This window comes from Polaromonas sp. P3_B4 (assembly GCF_056402835.1).
On record NZ_JBFUGQ010000001.1, the window covers coordinates 15,504 to 37,817 of the forward strand.

The 22,314-nt window shown below is 58.3% G+C and carries 23 protein-coding genes and 1 tRNA gene; 13 read left to right on the plus strand and 11 right to left on the minus strand.

The window, feature by feature from the left end; genetic code table 11:
• Position 1 precedes the first annotated feature (1 nt).
• Genes AC1DVV_RS00070 through AC1DVV_RS00080 form a run of 3 tightly spaced genes read left to right on the plus strand, consistent with a single transcriptional unit; the run spans position 2 to position 3,282 of the window.
• Complete coding sequence (locus AC1DVV_RS00070) at positions 2-1,039, plus strand: ABC transporter ATP-binding protein (protein WP_477694507.1); 1,038 nt, start codon at positions 2-4, stop codon at positions 1,037-1,039.
• Between the two features lie 58 nt (positions 1,040-1,097).
• Positions 1,098-2,087, plus strand: a complete 990-nt coding sequence (locus AC1DVV_RS00075) for an ABC transporter ATP-binding protein (protein WP_477702591.1) — start codon at positions 1,098-1,100, stop codon at positions 2,085-2,087.
• A 16-nt stretch (positions 2,088-2,103) separates the two neighbouring features.
• Positions 2,104-3,282, plus strand: a complete 1,179-nt coding sequence (locus AC1DVV_RS00080) for an amidase (protein ID WP_477702584.1) — start codon at positions 2,104-2,106, stop codon at positions 3,280-3,282.
• A 94-nt stretch (positions 3,283-3,376) separates the two neighbouring features.
• Here the strand turns inward: AC1DVV_RS00080 and AC1DVV_RS00085 are convergent, their stop codons facing one another.
• From AC1DVV_RS00085 to AC1DVV_RS00095, 3 genes are read right to left on the minus strand one after another with little or no spacing between them, the layout of a single operon-like run.
• Entirely contained in the window at positions 3,377-3,862 is a 486-nt protein-coding gene (locus tag AC1DVV_RS00085) for a metallophosphoesterase family protein (protein ID WP_477702583.1), read from the minus strand.
• Between the two features lie 57 nt (positions 3,863-3,919).
• On the minus strand, positions 3,920-4,417 hold the full coding sequence (locus AC1DVV_RS00090; protein ID WP_477702582.1) for an ureidoglycolate lyase: 498 nt from the start codon (positions 4,415-4,417) through the stop codon (positions 3,920-3,922).
• Positions 4,414-5,718, minus strand: coding sequence for a Zn-dependent hydrolase (locus tag AC1DVV_RS00095; protein ID WP_457279575.1), 1,305 nt, complete (start codon positions 5,716-5,718; stop codon positions 4,414-4,416). The genes AC1DVV_RS00090 and AC1DVV_RS00095 overlap by 4 nt, the downstream gene beginning before the upstream one ends.
• Positions 5,719-5,976: 258 nt before the next feature.
• Here AC1DVV_RS00095 and AC1DVV_RS00100 point away from each other — a divergent pair, with 258 nt between their 5' ends.
• The 5 genes from AC1DVV_RS00100 to AC1DVV_RS00120 all read left to right on the plus strand — a co-directional run bounded on the left by AC1DVV_RS00100 (position 5,977) and on the right by AC1DVV_RS00120 (position 9,935).
• The gene (locus AC1DVV_RS00100) at positions 5,977-6,465 is read left to right on the plus strand and encodes an FKBP-type peptidyl-prolyl cis-trans isomerase (protein WP_457279574.1); all 489 of its coding nucleotides are present in this window, start codon (positions 5,977-5,979) and stop codon (positions 6,463-6,465) included.
• The gene (gene ispH, locus AC1DVV_RS00105; RefSeq protein WP_477666122.1) at positions 6,462-7,460 is read left to right on the plus strand and encodes a 4-hydroxy-3-methylbut-2-enyl diphosphate reductase; all 999 of its coding nucleotides are present in this window, start codon (positions 6,462-6,464) and stop codon (positions 7,458-7,460) included. Before AC1DVV_RS00100 ends, ispH begins: the two co-directional genes overlap by 4 nt.
• Before the next feature lie 22 nt (positions 7,461-7,482).
• Positions 7,483-8,424, plus strand: a complete 942-nt coding sequence (locus tag AC1DVV_RS00110) for a threonine/serine dehydratase (protein ID WP_477702581.1) — start codon at positions 7,483-7,485, stop codon at positions 8,422-8,424.
• Between the two features lie 47 nt (positions 8,425-8,471).
• The gene (gene serS, locus AC1DVV_RS00115) at positions 8,472-9,812 is read left to right on the plus strand and encodes a serine--tRNA ligase (RefSeq protein ID WP_477702580.1); all 1,341 of its coding nucleotides are present in this window, start codon (positions 8,472-8,474) and stop codon (positions 9,810-9,812) included.
• A gap of 35 nt (positions 9,813-9,847) precedes the next feature.
• Positions 9,848-9,935: transfer RNA gene (locus AC1DVV_RS00120), tRNA-Ser, on the plus strand.
• A gap of 71 nt (positions 9,936-10,006) precedes the next feature.
• Here AC1DVV_RS00120 and AC1DVV_RS00125 read toward each other — a convergent pair.
• The 3 genes from AC1DVV_RS00125 to AC1DVV_RS00135 form a co-directional block, all read right to left on the minus strand.
• Positions 10,007-11,263 carry a hypothetical protein gene (locus tag AC1DVV_RS00125; RefSeq protein ID WP_477707069.1) on the minus strand — a complete coding sequence of 419 codons (1,257 nt, stop codon included), beginning with the start codon at positions 11,261-11,263 and terminating at the stop codon, positions 10,007-10,009.
• Between the two features lie 69 nt (positions 11,264-11,332).
• Positions 11,333-12,142 carry a hypothetical protein gene (locus tag AC1DVV_RS00130; RefSeq protein WP_477707070.1) on the minus strand — a complete coding sequence of 270 codons (810 nt, stop codon included), beginning with the start codon at positions 12,140-12,142 and terminating at the stop codon, positions 11,333-11,335.
• Positions 12,139-12,717 carry a hypothetical protein gene (locus AC1DVV_RS00135; protein WP_477702577.1) on the minus strand — a complete coding sequence of 193 codons (579 nt, stop codon included), beginning with the start codon at positions 12,715-12,717 and terminating at the stop codon, positions 12,139-12,141. The genes AC1DVV_RS00130 and AC1DVV_RS00135 overlap by 4 nt, the downstream gene beginning before the upstream one ends.
• Before the next feature lie 592 nt (positions 12,718-13,309).
• On the opposite strand from AC1DVV_RS00135, the gene AC1DVV_RS00140 reads away from it, so the two are divergent.
• Complete coding sequence (locus AC1DVV_RS00140; protein ID WP_477707071.1) at positions 13,310-13,525, plus strand: AbrB/MazE/SpoVT family DNA-binding domain-containing protein; 216 nt, start codon at positions 13,310-13,312, stop codon at positions 13,523-13,525.
• Between the two features lie 35 nt (positions 13,526-13,560).
• On the opposite strand, the gene AC1DVV_RS00145 is transcribed toward AC1DVV_RS00140, so the two are convergent.
• Positions 13,561-13,863, minus strand: coding sequence for a hypothetical protein (locus AC1DVV_RS00145; protein ID WP_477702575.1), 303 nt, complete (start codon positions 13,861-13,863; stop codon positions 13,561-13,563).
• 21 nt (positions 13,864-13,884) lie between these two features.
• The gene (locus AC1DVV_RS00150) at positions 13,885-14,568 is read right to left on the minus strand and encodes an SOS response-associated peptidase (protein ID WP_477702574.1); all 684 of its coding nucleotides are present in this window, start codon (positions 14,566-14,568) and stop codon (positions 13,885-13,887) included.
• 46 nt (positions 14,569-14,614) lie between these two features.
• Here AC1DVV_RS00150 and AC1DVV_RS00155 point away from each other — a divergent pair, with 46 nt between their 5' ends.
• From AC1DVV_RS00155 to AC1DVV_RS00170, 4 genes are all read left to right on the plus strand, one after another.
• Complete coding sequence (locus tag AC1DVV_RS00155) at positions 14,615-15,040, plus strand: LexA family protein (RefSeq protein WP_477702573.1); 426 nt, start codon at positions 14,615-14,617, stop codon at positions 15,038-15,040.
• A 4-nt stretch (positions 15,041-15,044) separates the two neighbouring features.
• A complete protein-coding gene (locus AC1DVV_RS00160) occupies positions 15,045-16,340 on the plus strand; it encodes a Y-family DNA polymerase (protein WP_477702572.1) in 1,296 nt (431 codons plus the stop codon).
• A gap of 214 nt (positions 16,341-16,554) precedes the next feature.
• Positions 16,555-18,246: a zinc ribbon domain-containing protein gene (locus tag AC1DVV_RS00165; protein WP_477707072.1), complete on the plus strand. Its 1,692-nt coding sequence runs from the start codon at positions 16,555-16,557 to the stop codon at positions 18,244-18,246.
• Positions 18,243-19,631: a hypothetical protein gene (locus tag AC1DVV_RS00170; protein ID WP_477707073.1), complete on the plus strand. Its 1,389-nt coding sequence runs from the start codon at positions 18,243-18,245 to the stop codon at positions 19,629-19,631. Before AC1DVV_RS00165 ends, AC1DVV_RS00170 begins: the two co-directional genes overlap by 4 nt.
• On the opposite strand, the gene AC1DVV_RS00175 is transcribed toward AC1DVV_RS00170, so the two are convergent.
• From AC1DVV_RS00175 to AC1DVV_RS00185, 3 genes are read right to left on the minus strand one after another with little or no spacing between them, the layout of a single operon-like run.
• Positions 19,602-20,879 (minus strand): site-specific DNA-methyltransferase, encoded by a 1,278-nt coding sequence (locus AC1DVV_RS00175; RefSeq protein ID WP_477707074.1) that lies wholly within the window; start codon positions 20,877-20,879, stop codon positions 19,602-19,604. The genes AC1DVV_RS00170 and AC1DVV_RS00175 overlap by 30 nt on opposite strands.
• On the minus strand, positions 20,876-21,634 hold the full coding sequence (locus AC1DVV_RS00180) for a DNA methyltransferase (protein WP_477707075.1): 759 nt from the start codon (positions 21,632-21,634) through the stop codon (positions 20,876-20,878). The genes AC1DVV_RS00175 and AC1DVV_RS00180 overlap by 4 nt, the downstream gene beginning before the upstream one ends.
• Positions 21,627-22,292, minus strand: a complete 666-nt coding sequence (locus AC1DVV_RS00185) for a hypothetical protein (protein WP_477707076.1) — start codon at positions 22,290-22,292, stop codon at positions 21,627-21,629. The genes AC1DVV_RS00180 and AC1DVV_RS00185 overlap by 8 nt, the downstream gene beginning before the upstream one ends.
• Between the last annotated feature and the right edge of the window lie 22 nt (positions 22,293-22,314).

Below are 22,314 nucleotides of genomic sequence, written 5' to 3' on the forward strand. Positions count from 1 at the left end.
CATGGACGCAATGAACGACGTCGGAGGCCCCGCGCAACCCTTGCTCACGATTTCCGGGCTGGTCAAGCACTTCCCGCTCAAGAAGGATCCGCTGGGCCGTGGCGGCGGTGTGGTGCGCGCCGTTGATGGTGTTGATTTTGAAGTGCTCAAGGGTGAGACGCTGGGGGTTGTCGGCGAGTCGGGCTGCGGCAAGTCGACCACGGCGCGGCTGTTGATGCAGCTGATCGCGCCTACCGGCGGCGAGGTTGTCTTCGACGGGCGGACCGTCGGCGGCCGCGACCTGCCGCTCAAGGAGTTCAGGCGCCAGGTGCAGATGGTCTTCCAGGACAGCTACGCTTCGCTTAACCCGCGGCTCACGATCGAAGACTCGATTGCCTTCGGCCCGCAGGTGCACAACGTGCCCAGGCGCGAGGCGATTGCGCGCGCACGCGACCTGCTGGCGCGCGTGGGCCTGGAGCCGCAGCGTTTTGCCGAGCGCTACCCGCACGAGTTGTCGGGCGGGCAGCGCCAGCGCGTCAATATTGCGCGTGCGCTGGCGCTGCAGCCGCGCATGGTGATTCTTGATGAAGCGGTGTCGGCGCTCGACAAATCGGTCGAGGCGCAGGTCATCAACCTGCTGCTCGACCTGAAGGCCGAGTTCGGCCTGACCTATGTCTTTATCAGCCACGATCTCAATGTGGTGCGCTACGTGAGCGACCGCGTGATGGTGATGTACCTTGGCCAGGTTGCCGAAATCGGCCCGGCCGATGCGCTGTACGACGCGCCGGCCCATCCCTACACCCGCGCGCTGCTGTCGTCGATGCCCTCAATGGACCCGGACCACCGCACCGAAGAAGCGGCGCTGGCCGGTGACCCGCCGAATCCGATCAACCCGCCCTCGGGCTGCCGCTTTCACCCGCGCTGTGCACTGGCCGCGCCGGTGTGCAGCCAGGTGGTGCCGGCGCGCATCGCCACCGGCGCACAGCACGCCGTGAGTTGCCTGATCCACGAACCCGGCAGCGGACACCCGGATGCTGCACCGCTGGCCAGGGCGGCGTGACCCCATGACTGCGAACGCCTCTTCTTCCTCTTCCTCGTTTCCTTCCTCTTGCGAGCCGATGGTTCGCCTGAAGGACCTCAGCGTGACATTCAGCGGCGGGCGCATGCCCGTGCAGGCCGTGAGCGGCGTGAGCCTGGAGGTGCAGCGCGGCGAGGTGGTTGCGCTGATCGGCGAATCCGGTTCTGGCAAGAGCGTGACCATGCGCACCCTGCTGCGCCTGCACCCCGAGCGCCGCACCCGCATGGGCGGCCAGGTGCAGGTGGCCGGGCGTGATGTGCTCGCCATGTCAACCGGCGAGCTCGACGACTTCCGCGGCAAGGTCGCCTCGATGATCTTCCAGGAGCCGCTGCTGGCGCTGGACCCGGTCTATTCGGTGGGGGCCCAGATCATGGAGTCGATACGCCGGCATGAGCGTGTGGGCAAGGCTGAAGCGCACCAGCGCGCGCTGGCGCTGTTCGAGCGCGTGCGCATCCCCAGCCCCGAGCGGCGCCTTGCGGCCTATCCGCACGAGATGTCGGGCGGCATGCGCCAGCGCGCGATGATCGCGCTGGCGCTGGCCTGCAAGCCGCAGCTCCTGCTGGCCGACGAGCCGACCACCGCGCTCGACGCGACCGTGCAGATCCAGATTTTGCTGCTGCTGCGCGAGCTGCAGCGTGACCTGGGCCTGTCGGTGATCTTCGTGACGCACGATATCGGCGCGGCCGTCGAGGTGGCCGACCGCATCGCCGTGATGTACGCGGGCCGCATTGTCGAAGAAGGCACGGCGCGCGAGCTGATCCGCTCACCGCGCCATCCCTACACGATCGCGCTGCTCAAGAGCCGGGCGCACGGCGCGCTGGCACGCGGCACCCGGCTGGAAACCATAGGCGGCGCGCCGCCCGACCTGTCGGCGCTGCCGCCCGGCTGTGCCTTTGCCGAGCGCTGCGCACTGGCCACTGAGGCCTGCCGCGCCGCGCAGCCGCCGGTGGTCGAGCTGGCGCCGAACCACCGTGCACGCTGCATTCATACCGATGCCGCCGCGGCGATTGCGCCCACCCTGGTTGCCTGATCACCGCCTTCACGTTATGCCCCTGCACGACCCCGCCCACGCCTTCGTTCCCTATCCCGACGCTCCGGTGCCGCGCGCTGCCACCGGCCCGCTCTCGGATCTCAGCTTCGGCGTGAAGGACCTGTTCGATGTGGCGGGCTATCCCACAGGTGGCGGCAGCCCTTTTGTGCTGGCGATGTCCGGCATCAAGACGCGTACCGCGCCCACCGTGCAGCGGCTGCTCGATGCAGGCGCGCGGTTTTCCGGCAAGACGGTCACGGATGAGCTGGCCTTTTCGATGAACGGCAACAACGCGCACTTCGGCGCGCCGATCAACGGCGCTGCCAAAGACCGCATCACCGGCGGCAGTTCATCAGGCTCGGCCTCGGCTGTGTCTTCGGGCCTGTGCGATTTCGCGCTGGGCACGGACACCGGTGGCTCCGTGCGGGCGCCGGCCAATCACTGCGGGCTGTATGGGCTGCGCCCAACGCATGGCCGCATCAGCCTGGAGGGCGCGTTGGACCTGGCGCCCAGCCTGGACACCTGCGGCTGGTTCGCGCGGGATATTCACACCTTCGCACGGGTGGCCGACGTGTTGCTTGGCCCCGATGCCGCCGCGCTGCCAGGTCGCGTGCGGCTGCTGCATCCTGAAGACGTGTGGTCGCTGGCCGTGCCGGCGGCGGCCGTTGCGTTGCAGGGCGCCGTCGAACGGGTGCAGGGCGTGCTCGGCACTGCGCAGGGCACCACCGTGGCGCTGGAGTCCTTCGATGCGATGTACTGGAATTTCCGGTACGTACAGGCGCACGAGGCCTGGCTGACCGACGGGCCGCTGATTGAGCGCTACGCGCCGCCGCTGGGGCCGGGCGTGGCCGAGCGCTTTGCCTGGTCGCGTGATGTGACGGATGCGCAGGCCGGTGCGGGCCGTGCTTTTCGCGCGGCCTTTCGCAGCCACCTGGCCGCGCTGCTTGGCAGCGACGGCGTATTGCTGATGCCGACCATGCCCGACATTGCGCCGTTGCGCAGCGAAGGCGAGGCCGGGCTGGAGGACTACCGCAACCGCGCCATCCGGCTGCTGTGCATCGCCGGCCTGAGCGGTTTTCCGCAGCTGTCGATGCCTCTGGCCCAGCGTGAGGGCGCCCCACTGGGCCTGTCACTGCTCGGGCCGGCGGGCTCGGACCGGGCGCTGGTGGCACTGGCGCAGCGCATTGAGGCTTGATGCCGAATATTTTTGATTTTCTTAAGAAGAATCAGCCCCCAGACCATGTAGAACATGCGCGACCAGCTATTGATTTGATAGCTAAAGGGCGCCTTCAGTCTGTCTCGACGGCCTGAATCTCTGCCTGAATCTTTTCTATGCGCGGGTTGACGGCAGGGCCGTCAATCTGGAGTTCGGCAAGGGTGATCGGGAGCCTGAAGCGGCGCGGACCGGCACTGCCGGGGTTCACGAACAACACGCCTTCGCGCTCCTCGATCAGGGGCTGGTGCGAATGGCCCGACACGACCACCTGCACACCCGCTGCGGCCGGGTCGATGTCCAGCTCCGCAAGATCGTGGATCACATGAATCGTGACTTCGCCGATGTTCAGCCATGTCGAGACGGGCAGGGCGTCGGCCCAGGCGCCCCGGTCATTGTTGCCGCGCACCGCCGTCACCGGCGCCAGCGTTGCCAGCGCTTCGAGGACGCCCGGCTCGCAGATATCCCCGGCATGGATGATGTGATCGCATCCGCGCAGGAACGCGAGGGCTTCCGGCCTCAGGAGGCCATGGGTGTCGGAGATCAATCCAATGCGAACCACAGGCCGGGTTCCTTCAGGCAGTTGCGTAGTTCATGCAGCTTATGCAGTTCAAGCGGTTCATGCAAGCGCTGCAACCGTCACGGGTTGTTGCAGCCGGCAGGTGCCGCAGTCGACGGCTGCCGCGGCGCGCTCAAGCACCACAAAATCGCCTGCGTCTACCGCCAGCAAGGCGTGGTGCCAGGTGCCGGGCGCAAGCGCCACGCCCTGGCAGCCGTCGGTGATGAAGGCGGCCAGCGTATCGCCAGAAGGCGGCGCGCCGGCCGGCGCCACCACGATGACAAAGCGGCGCTCGCCCAGTGGCACAAAAGTCTGGCTGCCCAGCGCATGGCACTCCATTTCATCGACTGCATGGGGAAAGCGCCGCGCCTGTGCGCGAAATATCGCCAGCATCGGCCGCCCTCCGTCTGCATCAAGCTGCAGGTCGCCGATCAGGTCGAAGCGCTCGGATGTCCCGCCGTTGATGGCACGGCCTTCGGCGCCGGCCGGCACCTGCACCACGGTGCCGTAGGGCGCAAATGCGTCTGGCGTCAGCGGCTGCGGCGCGAGTACCTTCATGCTGCGGCCACACCCGCCTGGTCGAGCATCGCGTGCAGCAGCACGTTGGCGCCGGCTGCCAGGTGTTCCGGCTTGGCGTCTTCGATCTCGTTGTGCGAGATGCCGTCTTTGCAGGGGACAAAAATCATGGCGGCCGGCGCGGTGCGGGCGACGTACACGGCGTCGTGGCCGGCACCGCTCACGATGTCCAGGTGGGCCAGGCCCATGCGCTTCGCGCCTTCGCGCACGGCAGCCACCAGCGGCTCGGCGAAGCGTGCCGGCGGGTAGTACACGGTCTGCTCAATCCCGACCGTGAGGCCGCCTGACTGGCTGAGTGCGGCGCAGGCATGGCGCAAGCGCCCGTCCATGCGGCTCAGGCCTTCGTCGTTGCCATGGCGGAAATCCACAGTGAAGGTCACGCGGCCCGGGATCACGTTGCGCGAATTGGGATGCACCTGCACATAGCCCACGGTGCCGCGGCCGTCAGGCTGTTCGTCCAATGCGATGCTGCGCACGGCCTGCATGAGGCCGGTGGCGCCCTGCAGGGCATCGCGCCGCAATGTCATCGGGGTGGGGCCGGCATGCGCTTCCTGGCCGGTGACCACCACGTCATACCAGCGCTGGCCAAGCGCACCGGTGACCACACCCAGCGGAATGTCGGCATCTTCGAGCACCGGTCCCTGTTCGATGTGGGCCTCAAAATAGGCGCCGAAGCGCGGTGCACCGTCGTTCACCGCAGCGGGCGCCGTGCCGTCAAACCCGATGGCCTGGAGTGCCTCGCCGACGCGGATACCGTCGCGGTCGGCGGCCTCAAGCGCTGACTGCAGGGTGAAAGCGCCGGCGTAGACACCCGAGCCCATCATCACCGGCACGAAACGCGAGCCTTCCTCGTTGGTCCAGACGCAGACTTCCAGCGGCGCGACGGTGCGTATGCCCGCGTCGTTGAGCGTGCGCAGCACTTCCAGCCCGGCCAGTACACCGTAGTTCCCGTCGAACTTGCCGCCGGTAGGCTGGGTGTCGATATGGCTGCCGGTGGCAACGGCAGGAAGCGAAGGGTCCTGCCCCTCGCGGCGCGCGAACAGGTTGCCGATGGCATCCACGCGCAGCGTGCAGCCTGCTTCGGTTGCCCAGCGCACGAAGAGCGCGCGCCCCTGGCGGTCAAGCTCGGTCAGGGCCAGCCGGCATACACCGCCTTTTTCTGTCGCCCCCACGGCAGCGAGATCCATGAGTGAGGCCCAGAGGCGCTGCGGGTCAATCCGCAGGTCGTGATCCGGGCCGGCCGGCGGGGCTGGCGTGTGTGGGGATGTGATGGCAGTGTCCATGGAAGTGAGTCAGCAGAAAGCATGCCAGTCATCCACGATGCGGCGCTGAGGAAAAACCCGGCGCAAGCGGCCGGCTGCCTGCCTGCTGTGGAAACGGGGGGAACAAGCTTCCAAAACACTCCGAAAAACTCCGAAGAAGCCACTCGAAAACCCCGAAAAAACCGATGATCGGCCTGGTCACTCCCGGCTTTCTACAATAGGGGGCTGATCCTCCCTTTACAAACCGTTGCCGGCTGCCCGCCTGGCCCCGAAAGCCCTATGTCCACCGTGGAATCCCCCGAAGCAACCCTTGTCCAGCAAGGCTCGTTCCTGACCCTGCACTACCGCATGGCCGGGCCCTCCGTGGACGGCAAACCGGGCGCGGACATCATCAACACCTTTGACGGCAAGCCCGCCACCCTGAGCCTGGGTACGGGCGAGCTCTCTCCGGCCATTGAGCAGCGGCTGATTGGCCTGCCCGAAGGCACGCGCACAACGTTTGAGTTGCCCGCAGGCGTTGCGTTTGGCGACCGCAACCCGGAGCTGGTGCAGTGGGTGGCGCGCAAGCTGCTCAATGAGCTGGGCGACCCGGATGAACAATACAAGGTCGGCGATGTGGTGCAGTTCCCCACGCCGGATGGCGCGGGGCAGTACGCGGGCGCGGTGCAGCAGGTCAAAGAGGGCGGCGACGCGGTGCAGTTCGACTTCAACCATCCGCTGGCAGGCCAGCCGGTGGTGTTTGAAGTGCAAGTGATTGGGGTGTTATGACTGAATCCAGATTGCTTCCCCAGGAAATCCTTCTCGCGGAACCGAGGGGTTTCTGCGCCGGCGTCGACCGTGCCATTGAGATCGTCGAGCGGGCGTTGACGAAATTCGGCAGGCCGATTTACGTGCGCCACGAGATCGTGCACAACACCTATGTCGTCAACGACCTCAAGGAAAAAGGCGCGATCTTTATTGAAGAGCTCGACGACGTGCCCCCGGGCGCCACGCTGGTGTTCAGCGCGCACGGCGTGAGCCAGGCCATCCAGAAAGAGGCCGAGCGCCGCGGCTTCCAGATTTTCGACGCGACCTGCCCGCTGGTGACCAAGGTACATGTGGAAGTGGCCAAGCTGCACAAAGAGGGCTACGAGTTCATCATGATCGGCCACAAGGGCCACCCCGAGGTCGAAGGCACCATGGGCCAGCTCGACAGCGGCATCCACCTGGTGGAAGACGTGGCCGACGTGTGGCGCATCAGCCCTGCCCAGACCGAACGCCTGGCAGTCGTCACGCAGACCACGCTGAGCGTGGACGACGCGGCCGAGATCAGTGCGGCGGTAAAGGCGCGCTTTCCGCAAGTGCGCGAACCCAAACACCAGGATATTTGCTACGCCACGCAGAACCGGCAGGACGCCGTCAAGGTGCTGAGCCCGCAGGTGGACATCCTCATCGTGGTCGGCAGCCCGACCAGCTCCAACAGCAACCGCCTGCGCGAGCTGGCCGCCAAGCTGGGCACCGAGGCCTATATGGTGGACGACGCCAGCGAGCTGAAGGAGTCGTGGTTTGAGGGCAAGGGCCGGGTCGGCCTCACGGCAGGTGCTTCGGCGCCCGAAATTCTCGTCAAGCAGGTGATAGACCGCATCAAGGCGCTGGGCGCTGTGTCGGTGCGCAAGATGGAAGGCATTGAGGAGACCATCAAGTTCCCGCTGCCCAAGGGCCTGAAGCTCGATGCGCAGGGCCAGATGCTGGAAGTCAATGACAGCCAGCTGCATCAGCTCTGACCTGATTTCTTCTTTTTTCCATATGACCAATCGCTATCAAATTGAGAGCTGCTTGCGCAAGTTCGAAGCGGGCTACAGCCACTTTATTCATAAAACACCGCTGTGGAAGCTGCCTGGCAAGGCGCTGGGCGTGGAATGCGCTGAGGTCTGGCTCAAGCTCGAACACCTGCAAACCGGCGGCAGCTTCAAGGCGCGCGGCATGCTCAACCGCCTGCTGTCCAATCCCATTCCGGCCAGCGGCGTGATCGTGGCTTCTGGCGGCAACGCGGGCATTGCCACAGCCGCCGCGGCCCGCGAGTTGGGCGTGCGCTGCGAAGTCTTTGTGCCTGAAGTGTCGACCCCCGCCAAGCGTGCCAAGCTGGCCGCGCTGGGTGCCGAGGTGGTGGTGACGGGAGCGGCGTACGCCGACGCGCTGAAAGCCTGCCTGGCGCGCCAGCAGGAAACCGGCGCGCTGCTGACACATGCCTATGACCAGCCCGAAGTACTGGCCGGCGCTGGCACGATGGCCGCAGAGATCGAGCAGCAGGGCGGTGTGCCCGATGCCGTGCTGGTCAGCGTGGGTGGCGGCGGCCTGATTGGCGGTGTGGCCAGCTGGTTTGAGCAGCGCAGCCGTGTGGTGGCGCTGGAGCCTGAGCTGGCGCCCACTTTGTACAAAGCCCGTGAGGCTGGTGAGCCGGTGGACGTGGCCGTTGGCGGCATCGCCGCCGACTCACTGGGCGCCAAACGCATCGGCAGCCTGGCCTGGGATGCCACGCAGGCCCATGTGCGTGATGCGCTGCTGCTGACCGACGAATCGATACGCGCCGCGCAGCTGTGGCTCTGGAAAGAACTGAAGCTGGCCGTCGAGCCCGCGGCGGCCCTGCCGCTGGCCGCGCTGCAAAGCGGCCGCTACCGCCCGCGCGCCGACGAAAAAGTCTGCCTCATCATCTGCGGTGCCAATCTGGACCCGGCCAGCCTGAACTGAGCTGAACGGGCTCTGGTGATCGCAGCTGCACAAAATACAATGGCCCCATGCTAGATATCAACCTGCTTCGCAAAGACCTGCCGTCGGCCATCGCCCGGCTGGAGACCCGTAAAACCCCGCAAGCCTTCCTGAACGTGGAAGCCTTCCAGGCGCTGGAGGCCGAACGCAAGGCCCTGCAGATCCGCACCGAAGAGTTGCAGAACCAGCGCAACACGCTGTCCAAGCAGATCGGCCAGCTCAAGTCCAAGGGTGAAGACGCCAGCGCCATCATGGCGCAGGTGAGTGCTTCCAAGGCCGAGCTCGAATCGTCCGCCGCGCGGCTGGACCAGATCCAGACCGACATGCAAGCCCTGCTGCTGGCTGTGCCAAACCTGCCGCATGAAAGCGTGCCGCAGGGCGCGGGCGAAGCCGGCAATGTCGAGGTGCGCAAATGGGCCCCGATCGAAGGCCTGGGCGGCGAGCCGCCGGCTTTCGCGTTTGAAGTGAAAGACCATGTCGATGTGGGTCAGCCCCTGGGGCTGGACTTTGAACTCGGCACCAAGCTGACCGGTTCGCGTTTTACCGTGATGAAAGGCCCGCTGGCGCGCCTGCATCGCGCGCTTGCGCAGTTCATGCTCGACGTGCAAACCGCCGAGCATGGTTACACCGAGTGCTACACGCCCTACATCGTCAACGGCGATTCGCTGCGCGGCACCGGCCAGTTGCCCAAGTTTGAAGAAGATCTGTTTGCCGCCAAGAAAGGCGGGCAAGAGGGCGCAGCCGAAGCCGAAAGCACCGCGCTGTACCTGATCCCCACGTCGGAGGTGCCGCTGACCAACTTCGTGCGCGATGAAATCGTCGCCGAAGCTGACTTGCCGCTTCAGTACACCGCGCACACGCCGTGCTTCAGGTCCGAAGCCGGAAGCTACGGCCGCGACACCCGCGGCATGATCCGCCAACACCAGTTCGACAAGGTCGAAATGGTGCAGATCACCCACCCCGACAAAAGCTACGAAGCGCTTGAAGCCATGACGGGCCACGCCGAAGCCATTTTGCAAAAGCTCGGCCTGCCGTATCGCGTCATGCTGCTGTGCACCGGCGACATGGGCTTTGGCGCCGCCAAGACCTATGACCTGGAAGTGTGGCTCCCCGCACAAAACACCTACCGCGAAATCAGCTCGGTCTCCAACTGCGAAGCCTTCCAGGCCCGCCGCCTGCAGGCCCGCTTCAAGAACGCGCAAGGCAAGAACGAGTTTGTGCACACCCTCAATGGCTCCGGCCTGGCCGTAGGCCGCACCCTGGTTGCCGTGCTGGAGAACTACCAGCTCGCTGATGGCTCAGTCACCGTGCCGGAAGTGCTGCAACCGTACATGGGCGGCATCAAGGTGCTGGCTCCAGCCGCAAAGTAGGCCGGCTACAGCTGTTAGAATCCGTTTTCCACACTGGAGAGGTGGCAGAGTGGCCGAATGTACCTGACTCGAAATCAGGCGTACCGCAAGGTACCGTGGGTTCGAATCCCACCCTCTCCGCCAAACAGTTTGATCTAAGTCGTTGTTTTAAAAAAAAAACAACCATTGTAGTTGAGTTCAACTTACAAATCGACTTACCTTTTAGGTAAAACTGTTTGTGCAACTGCTGAACGGGTTCTGCCTGGCACTGCATCGATAAACCGTTGCTTCTCCAGGAGGGCAAGCTTTTCCGGCGAGTTGCTAACTCTGATCGCAGCCAGCATCTGGCTCAGCGTTTCGTACAGTATCGGCAACGTCTTTTCCGACATCATGAAGTTGCGCAGTGGTTCTGGCGCTTTCCAGCGCTTCGAGAAGTGCAACTGGCGACCTATTGATCCGCTCAGAAGCTGATGTTCCGCGGGGTCAATCGCAATGTCCACGCCGAGCTTGAGCAGGGACTTGCGATGCCGAGTTACCGTGGCCTCGCTCAACCCAATCAGTCCCTCCTCCCCGCAATACAGCTCAAACGTTCTTTGCACCGTCTTCGAGCACCCGGAAACGTCCACTTGCCGGGGATTGTTGGTGTAGGGCACCTTAAACCCTGCCATCGCCAGCACCTCATCCACCACAGCCTCCACCTTTTCTGGCGTCCAAGCAGCCGGGTGCAGCAGTTCACGCTCACGCAGATGGGTTCGACCGGGGATGGCCTCAACACGTAGGTGCGTACCGATCTCGCCTCGGATGGACGCTGGGTCCGCGTAGTGTTCTGCGTGAAGCGGTTTCCCCCGAGGTTTTCGCCGCCCGGTATCGGCCATTTCGTCCACTTTGACGTAGAACTTCATCTGGCTGCCGTTGGTCAGGTAAATCTTCAGGCTTTCACGCTGGTTTTCGTCATAGAACGCATACCCCGCGATACAGATGTCATGGCGGCTGTTATGGGCGTGCAGCACCTTGACCTGGCGATATACGCGCATCAGCAAGCTCTTCGCGGCCTTGTACGTTGCGCAGGCGATATGCCACGTCCACTCCGTGGAGAGCACTTCGGCCGTCCGCATGAACCGGTCCGCTTCTTCGGGCCGGAACAAGTACTGTTCCAAAATCACTCGCAACAACTGAGACCCTACCTGCAACTCTTCGCCCAGGCACTCGGTCCAACCGTGCATATAGTTCTGGCCAAGGGCAGCAGAGGCCAGCGGTAGCTTGAAGAGCGCTACGAGCAGTTCTCGGTCGCGCTCGATGTGCTGTCCGATGGTCATCTCAATCTGCGCTTCTGTCAGAGGGCTCGGCACGTACTCCACGCCAGGCTTCAACTTCGAGCTGGAAGTTTGGGCGAACAATACCTGCGCCGCACGGTTCAAATCACCAAGTTCAAAGGTCTTCAGGGTGCCTTGGACGGTTATACGGTCGATCATGCTTGCAAAAGTGTGTTGATTACTGAATACAGCCGCGCCATCGGTATAGCCAGTGGCGCGGCCGAACTCTTAGGCGGCTGAACGTGGTTTCCGGCCCGCAGGGCGCATCTGCGCATTTGCCTCCCGTAACAGCTTCGACAGCCGGCTCTTGCCCATCCGGTGCTGCGCGCACAACGCATCAAGGCTTGAACCACTTTCATACTGCTTCTTCAGTTCGGTAAGGGAAACCTCAGAACTTGCGGTGTGGTCAGGTGGAGTACGGGTGGTTGGACGTTCTTGCAGTGGTGACACCATTCCGTTCCTGTTGTCACGGCGCGAGTAGTGCAATTCACCTTGCTGCTCGACCACGTAGCGGGCTCTCGCTTCTGCGGGAACGGCTACCCCAAAGGTAACCTTGCGACGGATCGTGATCAGCGGCGTTACCCCTTCGCGAGGTAAGCCAATGACCCTGTAGCGCATGACGGACTTGCCCTCGCGAGTCAAAACGGCTCTGCCGACACGCATTTGACCTGGTTCAAGCCTCATCGCGCATACTTGCTCATTGGCAGCCTGAACCTCGGCCAGCGTTGGTCTCTCCGTCTTAGCAACCAACGCCCAGGGCCAAGGATTAGGTGGGCGCGTCGTCTTAGTCGATTTCAGTCCGACAGGCACCTTGCGCGAGGCAAGGTCTAGCTGCGCAGCACTACTACGCTTCTTGGTTTGCATCCATTGAACAACTTCATGCACGAACCAACGCAAAGATCGCCCGATCTGACTCGGTTCAGGGAACCCGAGTTCGGGGTCCTTGCGAACGACGTTGAGTCGCTGACGACAAAAGCCAGTGATCATCAACACGCCCTTGGTATCGGTGGATGCCACCATATCGAGTTGAGGCATCATGGCAGTTCCTCAGGCATCGCCAATTCATCTTCGTCAATCGAACAAAATTCCGCCGCAAGTCCCCAGTTACCTTCAAGGTGTTGACGAAATAGATTCTCAAAGGACGCGAACTCTTCAAACATGTAGACCGTGTCTTTTGTTGCAAGCAAGAACGTTGCCCCTGCATCCAACCTCGCAACGAGTCCGGTTAGTGCTGAACTGCGGAACGGGCTTGAAATGACCTCCTGATTGGGTGACAACGACGCGATCAATTGAATGTCAACGCCTTCCTCGGACCCAATAACTTGTAAGTCCCGTGTCCCCACAAGCACGCGGTTCCAAACATGATCGCGCACGCTCCAGTGCCATGCGCTGAAGGCCACCTCACGGCACAACGGACAGCAGCGCGAATCCCAAGGGATTGGTTTGTACGGTTCTAGCGAACCAGTACGAGTTTGCTGCTCATGGTAAGCAAGTAGCCTGTCTAGCACGCGCGGCTCAATAGCCAGAAGTCCAGGCCCCATGCCTTCGTGTTCTGCAGCGGTATCTAAACCACGCTCTTCCCATGCGGAGATAAAAATAGCGGTTGTTAACATATGTCCTCGTGAAATCCGAGGCGCATTCATTCCTGCACCTCAGCAGAATCCTGCCCTTTTGAGCAGGATTGAGAGGTGCGAGAGGGCCGTAAAACCAGGGGCCGTACCGACAGGATTTTGAAACTAGTCCTATCGCCTAACCTGGCCTTAGCGCCTCCGAATGAAGAGGCGCAGCAGTAGCCCGCACAAGCTAAGAGGCCAAGCTCGGTGTACGTCCGATTTTTCGCAGATTGCGATCTTGGAAAAGCTTGGAACTATTTTATCTTCATCGCACACCTGGTGCCTTGCCCAAGAGCTTGAATGCTGCGCACTACAGCCAGACCAGAGGGCTGGAACTTGGCGGACATGGGAAAAGGTTGTCTTTGACCACAATGAACGTCTTAGGCTAATAGAACTTGATACCCGTGTGGCGCCGCAATCATGTCAGCACGCGGGTAGCTGCGATGGCAAAGGGTTCTGGCGGGGAGTGCCTCAGAGTTGCGCGAAAACGTGGCCTAGCGTGTTTTTGAGGCTTTGGTGGTCAAGTTTGACCAAGCGGCGACACCAATTTGCCACGATAGCCGAAAAGCTATCAATCAATAAGGACTCAAACATGCCTGTTTTAGGTCTCTGGAGCTCAGCCCTCGCGCTGCGCATTCCTCAGCACGTGGTCTCTCAAGCCGGCTTGCGTCCGGGGCAACGCTTCAGCGTGCGTCTGCGCGACGATGGAAGCCTACTCGTCCAATCTGCTGATCCACTAGTTAGTCAGCGAGCGGCGGTGAATCCGGAAGCCGCTCAGGCAGCACCGAAACCCGAAGCCAAGTGGTGACTGTCGGTTTCTTTAAGGGTTCAGGTTCCGACGGTCTAAGACTCACATTCCGGAAGGTCAGCCAAAGACCGGCGCCCGCTTGGTTGATCCTGCTGGACAACCTCTACCGATTCGGTTCCGTCCTCGAGTTGAACTATCTCTACTTCGAGCCGCTCTTCCGCGAGGTACGCCATAACGCGCGCCCCCTTTTTTATAAGCTCAACCACATCCATAGGCTCCGCACAGTGAGCTTCGTATAGGTGGTAATACGGTGGCTCAGGCGCATCGAGACACTGAATCGTGACCTCGATCAGCTTCCCACTCTGGTACAGGCTTTCGCCTATGACGTATTCAGACATACCTGGCTTTCTTAATCTCATCTACAAGAGAAGCTCCATGCTGCCTGCTTTTGGAGCGATGACCTTTGGAGCGGCCACTAAGCGGTCCGCTGGATACTGGCGCATGAAGTCCATACTTTGGTTCGGCTCGGCCTGTAGCCAGTCATCGTAGGCACCGACGGGCAGGATTACCACCATGCGCTTTTCATCTTCAACTCGGTGAAAGTTCTTCATCAGCGCGTGGTCATCGGCATTGACCGTCAGCATCGTGAAGCTGTGCAAGTCGCCAGCCGGGGATTTCCAGACTGACCACAAGCCGGCAATCCCCATGGGCTCACCATCGGCCCTGGCAATGCGCGTTGAGACCGGCTTGCCGCCACGATGGTCCGGCTCATAGATCGCATCGGCCGGAATGATGCAATGTTTGCCCCAACGCCAAGCGTCCCGAAAGCTCGGCTTCTCGGTCACCGTCTCGCTTCGCGCGTTGTACGTGTTCCTGGCCAGCTTTTCGTCCTTGGCCCAATGGGGGAGTAATCCGAACACGCCAAGTAGCGCCTCCCGCTCGGGGACGGCCTCATCACCGCTGCCCGCCTCCTTCGGCCGGCGGATGAAAACACCCTTGTACCCCGGCCACATATCGAGCTTCCCCTGCTCTTGGGGCGGCTCAACATTAAAGGCCGTGCGGTATTTTTCCGCGTTTCGCAGAGCTTCAAAGTTGCTGCACATGGTCAAACTTTAACCTTCGCCATATACTGGATGCATGTACAGTATTATGCCGCAAGACGCCGTCTGCTTCACGCAGGGCCCCAGCTTGCTTGTGGCTTGGGTGGAGGGCACGGTTCCGGCAGGATTTCCCTCGCCAGCGACAGACTTCGCGGTCAAGCGCCACGACCTGAACGAGCTATTGATCACCCATCCCGCCGCTACATTCATGTGGCAGGCGCGCGGCCTCTCCATGATCGAATTGGGCATTGCGGACGGCGATATTTTGGTGGTCAACCGGGCGCTCAATCCGAAGCACGGCGACATTGTGGTGGCGGAGATTGACGGCGATTTCACGGTCAAGCAGTTCTACCGCCGCAATGGGATGGTCCAGTTACGTGCTGGCAACGCCACCTTTCCTCCCATTCTTTTTCGCGACGGTCAGACCATGACCATTTGCGGTGTGGTTACCGCGACCATCAAGCGTTTCAAGTGATGCCATGTTTGCACTTGTGGATGGCAACAACTTCTATGTGAGCTGTGAGCGGGCTTTTCGCCCTGACTTGAAGAATCGCCCGGTGGTGGTTCTGAGCAACAACGACGGTTGCGCTATCGCACGGAGCAATGAAGCAAAGGCCCTTGGTATTCGCATGGGGGCACCCTGGTTTGAATGCCGGCATCTGGCAGAAGAGCATGGCGTCGTGGCCCTATCGGCCAACTTTGTGCTCTACGGCGATATGAGCGACCGCATGATGTCCGTGGCGGGTGGACTAGGTCCGGAGCAGGAGATATACAGCATTGATGAATCATTTATTGACATGGCTGGGGTCAAAGGTGATCTGACAGCGCGTGCACAGCGTGTGCGGGAGCGCGTTTTGCAGTGGACCGGCATCCCCACCGGTATAGGCATAGCACCCACAAAAACCTTGGCCAAGCTGGCAAACCACATCGCCAAGAGTGCTGACCGCAAGGCTGGCAGCTACCCTGCAGAGCTTGCCCGCGTCTGCAACCTGGCCAGCTTGCCAGCGGCGGACCTTGACGCCGTGCTTCAGGCCACCGACGTATCCGAAGTATGGGGGGTCGGGCGCCGTATCGCGGAGCAGTTAAATGAAGGTGGGGTGCATACAGTGCTAGACCTGATGCGCTTAGACCCCGCGACCGTGCGCAGGCGCTGGAGCGTGGTGTTGGAACGGACTGTACGAGAGCTACAGGGCCAGCAGTGCATCACCTTGGAAGACCAGCCGGCCCCCAAGAAAGAGATTGCATTCACCCGAAGCTTTGGCGGAGCGGTAACCGAGTTAGCGGACCTCATCGCCGCAGTGACCCGCTTCGCTAGCGGTGCAGCCGTCAAGCTGCGCGCCCAGGGAAGCAAGGCCGGCCAGCTCCAGGTATTCGCTCACACCAGCGCTTTTCGGCCAGGGCCGAAGTACAGCCGAAGCCTTATTCTGCCGTTGCGCCGCCCGACAGACGACACCGTAGCACTCGTCAATGCGGCGGTACGCGGCATTGAAGCCATCTACCGCCCAGGTTTTAATTTTGCTAAAGCCGGAGTGATGCTGCTTGATTTGCAAGACGGAAACCTGGAACAGGGGGAATTGGATTTGGAACCTGAGGCTCCAGCACGGGGTGATCTGATGGATGCGCTGGACCGGTTGAATGATCGCTATGGTCGGGGCACTGTGGTGCTGGCTAGCGCTGGCATGAGAGGGCCGCAGAGGGATTTTGAGATGAAGCAGAACCTGCTGACACCGCAATACACAACATGCTGGGAGGACTTGCCAGTTGCGAAGGCCTAAAAAGCATGCTCCTCCTCTATTTGTAGGAGGCGAAGAGTTGCGGCGGCAGCCAACATTGGTTATTTCAAACAGCTTCGACAATATCGCATTATCGAAAGCAAGCTGGTTTGGCTGTGCCGGTTTTGCGTACCGATTCGTGCCATTTCGATGAATTCGGGCACCAAGGGAGGAGAGCTTGATAGTATCCCACTTGAGCAATAACTAGAGCATGCACATGACCGACACTTTCGAGGGCGAATTTATTGAGCGAGCTGACGAGCTGGACGCGGCAGTATTGGTGGGAAAGACGGTAGACAATGCTTTCTATGCCTCCATCCGTAAGGCACTCCTTGCTGCAGGAGGCAAGCTCTTAGTCGGCCCACGTGGTACAGGCAAGACTCATCAAATGCGCTATGTCTACGAGCAATGCATATCCGACATCTCGAAACCCGCAGCAGTCTATTGCTCGTTTAGTCGGTACGTCCGCTTAGAGCCTCTTCTAAAACAGACCTCTGAAGCTTTGCTGCTATTCAATAGTTGGGTAGTTGCAAAAATCGCCATTGCAGCGTGTGACTTTTTAATAGCTACTGGACATGAGAAGGGACTTGCTCATTCTCTTTTAGCAGGTCATTTTCAACAGGACCATGAAGACATGGTTGACTACGTGTCAATTGTTGAGAGTCGAGGAATGCCCTCAGCAGTAGGAATATCGGAGCGACTCACGGTTGATTCATTGAACAGTTGGATGGTGGCCGTACTCCAGAGTACTGGCCGTACACGCCTCATCCTGCTTCTGGACGATGCGGCTCTTTCAATGACCCCAGAATATTTGGTGGAATTTTTTAATATATTCCAAGACCTCAAAACTGAACACGTGTCACCTAAGGCTTCAGTCTATCCTGGTACATCGCAGTATGGCCCGCGATTCCATTTACGGCACGATGTGCAGGCGATCAACGCTTGGCTCAGCATTGAAGATCCGCAATACAACGAAACGATGAATCAGTTGTTGGACGCCTGGGACCATCAGGCAGCCGCACTTCCTGACGGAGTGATTGATCTTTTGAAGTATGCAGCATTTGGTGTGCCGCGAGTTTTGCTGAGTATGGTTAGGACGTATAAAGAAACTCAATGGAGCACGGCTCAGCAAGGAGTTAACTTTGTAATAGAGCAACAAGTAGAGCTAATGAGCGCGGAGTACGAATCGCTTGCAGTAAAAGTTCCTCAATTCGCTACCGTAATCGCAGCGGGCGACATTCTTTTTAAGAACATAGTCGAGTTCGTTGCCGAAAGAAATCGTGATCCATCTACACCGAATGATGGCAAACACTTGTTAATTGGGATACCCGCCAAAGACGTTTCTGTACTACACGGCAGGATGTTGCGCTTCTTAGTTGAGGTTGGCTTTATGTACCCGATGACTTCTGTCAAGCACGGCGAAGATCGTACATATCTCCGTTTCATACCTCACATAGCGCCTCTCATAAAAGCCCGTGCGTTTCAGCTAGGCTCGGGCTTCTCGGCGAGAAGCCAAGTACAGTTCATTGAAAGAGAACGCAAACTCCAATTGTTACGTGTAAGTGTTGAGAAACTTACCGAAGGGGCGGTATTAAAACTTGATCTCGCCAAATGTTCGAAGTGCGGGACTTCCCGTTTGACAGAATCGCAAAAGTTTTGCCATGTGTGTGGTGCAGAGCTAACTCACAAATCATTATTTGAAGAGTGCATGGCTTTGTCTGTGGAAAAGTTACCAATCACTCGCCGTCAAAAAGTTGCACTACAGGAAGAAAAATTCGCGACTATTGGGGACATCATCGCGACACAAAACCCTACGCTAGAAATACGTTCACCCGGGCTAATTGGGCGTAAGCGTTCAATGGAGATCGTCACGAAAGCTCAACGGTACGTGGATGACTATTTCTCATGAATACATCTGCACCATCCATCATGCCACCTGAGGCCACCACTCAGGCGGAAGTTTCCCGACCGGCTGGACTTACTGAGCCGAAGCTAGTGCAGCTTGAGGTGTGCGCCATCAACGACAGATTCCAAGCCTGCGTGACGACCTCTTTGGTTGATGGCTCGGCTCCAAAAGAATCAAAATCACCTATTGATCAATTCATTGCTACTACCAAGTTGTTGAATGTGTTATCGCGATCTCGCGGCCCGGCAGCCACAACGATTGCTGAGGCGGATGAATCTCTCGCTGAAGATCAAATCGCCGATCTGCTAGCAATAGCTGAGGAGGTGGAGCCCACTTCAGACACCTCCTCGAATCCGATAGCAGTTTCTGAAATACCTGCTGCAGGGTATGCGCAATCTTCGGATTCCTCGGCAAGTACAGCCCAACCAGAAACACCCGGCGCCGAGTTAGGCGTAGAGCAAAAGCTGGAGGTGCCCCACGGGATTCTGGGTGCTGAGGCGGATTTACAAGCTTCAGCTATGCCCCCGCAACAGCAGCCTCCAAATATTTCGGCTGCTGCCGTTGAAGAAGCCGAGCAAAATGCTGCTCCGCCGGAGAACGTCCCGTCTATTGCGGAGATCGACTTTCAGCTAAATGGTTTGGTCCTACTTGGATTCATCTCATCAGTTGAAAGCTATCTGCGGAATCTAACTACGCGACTTGTATTTGCAGACGAATTTGTGGAGAAAAGGGCAGAGGATCAAAAGCTGACCTACGGAGCAGCTCGTTATCACTCAAAAGAATTGCTAGCTGAAGCCTTCCTGGAGGAGATGACATTGATCTCCAAGGAGCACGTCGAAACGTTGCTGCGAAGCGTTATGGGAGTGGAATTCTTCGGCGACAGATTTAAGCTCTACATAAACGAATATGACCGTATTTGTCAGCTTCGTCATTGCATTGTTCATCGGTTCGGTAAGCTTGGATCCAAGAATGCAATTAAGCTTGGTCTCAAACAACATAACGAGCTCATCGAGAAACCAATAAGAATTAGCGCTGATGAACTTCAGAATATTTCGTTGAATCTGTTGAATTTAGTCCAGGTCATCAATAATCTGGTCTACGACTTCACTATGCGCAGACAGGCACAACAATCGGCAGCTTGGAAGTGGAGTTTTGAGGCCGACAAAGCTCGCTTCGAAAGTCTCTACTCCATATTTCAATCGTTCGAAGGAATCACTGTCAGCAAGCCGCCGGCCGATGCTTACGCTATGTTTAAGGAGCAGTGCGAATATGGTGGGGTGGCAAATAAGGAGCGGCAGAAAGCGAAAAGAGCTCTTCAACTCTTACGGGCGAAATCGACCGCAGAAGCAACTATAGGTTCAGAGGGTCAGGCATCTGTAGCGAAATGATGAACTTATGGTTGCAGAATAACGCAGTCTCGCTTCCGTGATGTCGCTTGTAAATTCATATCCTTTTTTTGCTGCAACATGACTCGCGTCTATCGGTAGCATTTGCTCCACCAAGATGGTCCTGCGTTCGGTTTTTTCACGTTCATTGAGTTGGTGCACCGCGACTGCTGTCGTTCCAGTTCCGGCAAAAAAATCGAGGACGACTCCTTGTTTAGGCGAACAGCAATCTACCAGGTCCGTAACTAACGATATCGGTTTTGGAGTTTCAAATATCTTCTCCCCGAAGACCTCTTTGAGTTCCACAGTCGCTTTATCGGTTAGATAACCTGGTGAATCAAGAATACTTCGTAGCTTTATCCTCTTGTCAATTACATGGTAGTTTTTGACATAGATAGTTCCGTTTTTCGACGCATATAATTTCCATGACTCCGCTGCAGCCTTTTCTGGTCCCCACAACCAACGGCGTTCGATTCCTTTCGAATCCAGCGGATAAACGACGGAAGAATTCTCAGCTATTGGCTCAACTGAAACTTTTCCGTCTGGCGTGTAATACAGAGGGTAGTACATGTTTGGGCGGTCAGTTCTTAAACTTGCATCCCCCTTTTTGCGAAACATCCCATCGACCTTGTACTGTCCAAAACTATCGGATTTTGAGTAATCCGAAGATTCAAGTTCTGGAAGACCTCTTAATTGAGAGTCTTTTGATTTCCCAAAAATAAGAACGTATTCATGGTTGACCGCGACGTCTGAACGACTCCCTTTGCCGTTTTTACTTCTGCAGACAACTAGGTTTGCGATGAAATTAGCCTCTCCAAAGACTGAGTCCATCAAGATTTTTAGGTGCGCATACGCATAGTCATCAATGCTAATTGCCATCACACCCTTCTCCTTGAGGAGGTGCTTAGCGGCTATTAGCCGCGGAAGCATAAATGACATCCACGATAAATGCTCTCCCCAAATAGAGTTGCCTTGCACTGGCCACTTGTCTTTATATACAAAATTTTGACCAGTGTTGTATGGCGGATCGATATAGCAAAAATCGATTCCGCTGTGGTCGTTTTCCAAGAGCATGCAAAGCGCGCTTAAGTTATCACCCTTTATCAACAGGCAACTCTCTTTCAAGGCGTCAGCATCTAAGATCTCATTCGGTGTGGCAACTTGATTAAATGTGCTCAGCATTAGCCGCTGGCTTGTTTGGACATATTCTTTGTGAAATGCCGAAACCCTTTCACTACGGGGCATCTTCATATGGAGGTTTTCTTCTCACGGTTTTTTTCATTGCGTGACAGAGACTTGATGAGGACGTCATCAAGTCGCGTGTCTTGAAGTCGAGAACGGGTCATTTGGATGTAGCTGCTTTCTACATCTGACAGTATTGCGTTTCGGCCTAGCACTCTGCATACAGTGGCAGTTGTCCCACTTCCACACATTGGGTCAAAAACCAAGTCTCCGGGTTTAGTGGCCATGCGAATGATCTGCTCGTACACGGCCATGGGCTTATGCGATGGGTGGCCGAGCTGCTCTGACTTCCCTATAAATCCAATATTGAGTGGAGCCTCAATCACTGAAGGTGGTCCGGGCATGTACCTCAGTTTTCCTTCACTTAACTTGGCTAGCTGTGCTTCGTTTAAGAAATGCTCTGGGTATAACTTGCCATCCGGTACGCTGATGTGCAAGCAACTGTTTTGGGCTGAACGCCAGCCTCGTATAACTGACGGATTGTTTTTGTAATACCAAGTCAACCATGCAGTAAAGCGGTGGCTGTCAGGTATCTTCTGTATGAATCTGGCGATGATTTCGGGAAACCCCCAAAGGTAGACGTGTTCAGCGATGGCACAGCTAGCCCTCAGGAGTTTTTCAATGAAATCGTCATAGTCCTCTCTCACACCACCGACCCCCTTGTTGTACCAAGGATCCAGGATCAGGCAATTGCATCTGTGATGGCGCTTTTTGAAGGTCGCAATTGCGTTGAAAACATCTTGCGCCTCCCACACTTCAATCATCTTTGAGCTCTTTATTGAAATACTTCAAGAGGAAGCCCAGAGCTTCTTGCTTTTGTGCGACACCCACGGATTGAAGGATACCGCTCACGTTTATTTTTCCCGATGCGGAATCCCAGTAGTTTTTTTTCATGACTTGATGTCGTCCGCAAAGAGCTTGCCATTGGAGCGCGTCGCCGGTGTCTGTATTGGGATTGATTGAGTGTGGGGTAACGTGGTCTGGCGTCAACTTGACAGTGCCTCCCCCAATCGGGTCGATGACACCGTTATTTAGTCCGCACCTTTGGCCGTCTTCAGACCATTCACATCGGTCTTTAGCCCTCGCTAGAACTTCGCCCCAACAAGCAGCGGTTGGTAATACTCTTCGTCCTGCAGATTGGCGGCGCTCACTGCTGGGCATCAGGTACTCTTCTGGGGACAATGTTTTGAGGTCTCGCCAGGACAAGATTGTGTAGCCCTTGTCGGTTCGAAGCTCTGAAAGCCGTTGATGCCAGTTTTCCGGTTCTTTCCCAGTTACGGGATCACGCGCGGCCCTCTGAATTAGCTCTCGCGTAACGATAAGTCCAATATTATTCAGAAAAAGAGCCTCAATGCGTTTACTCACTGAGCTCTGGAGATAGGATGACTTGTCCGTGCTGTATTTTTTGTCCGTGTTTGCCATGGTGGCCCCCTACAATAATTGT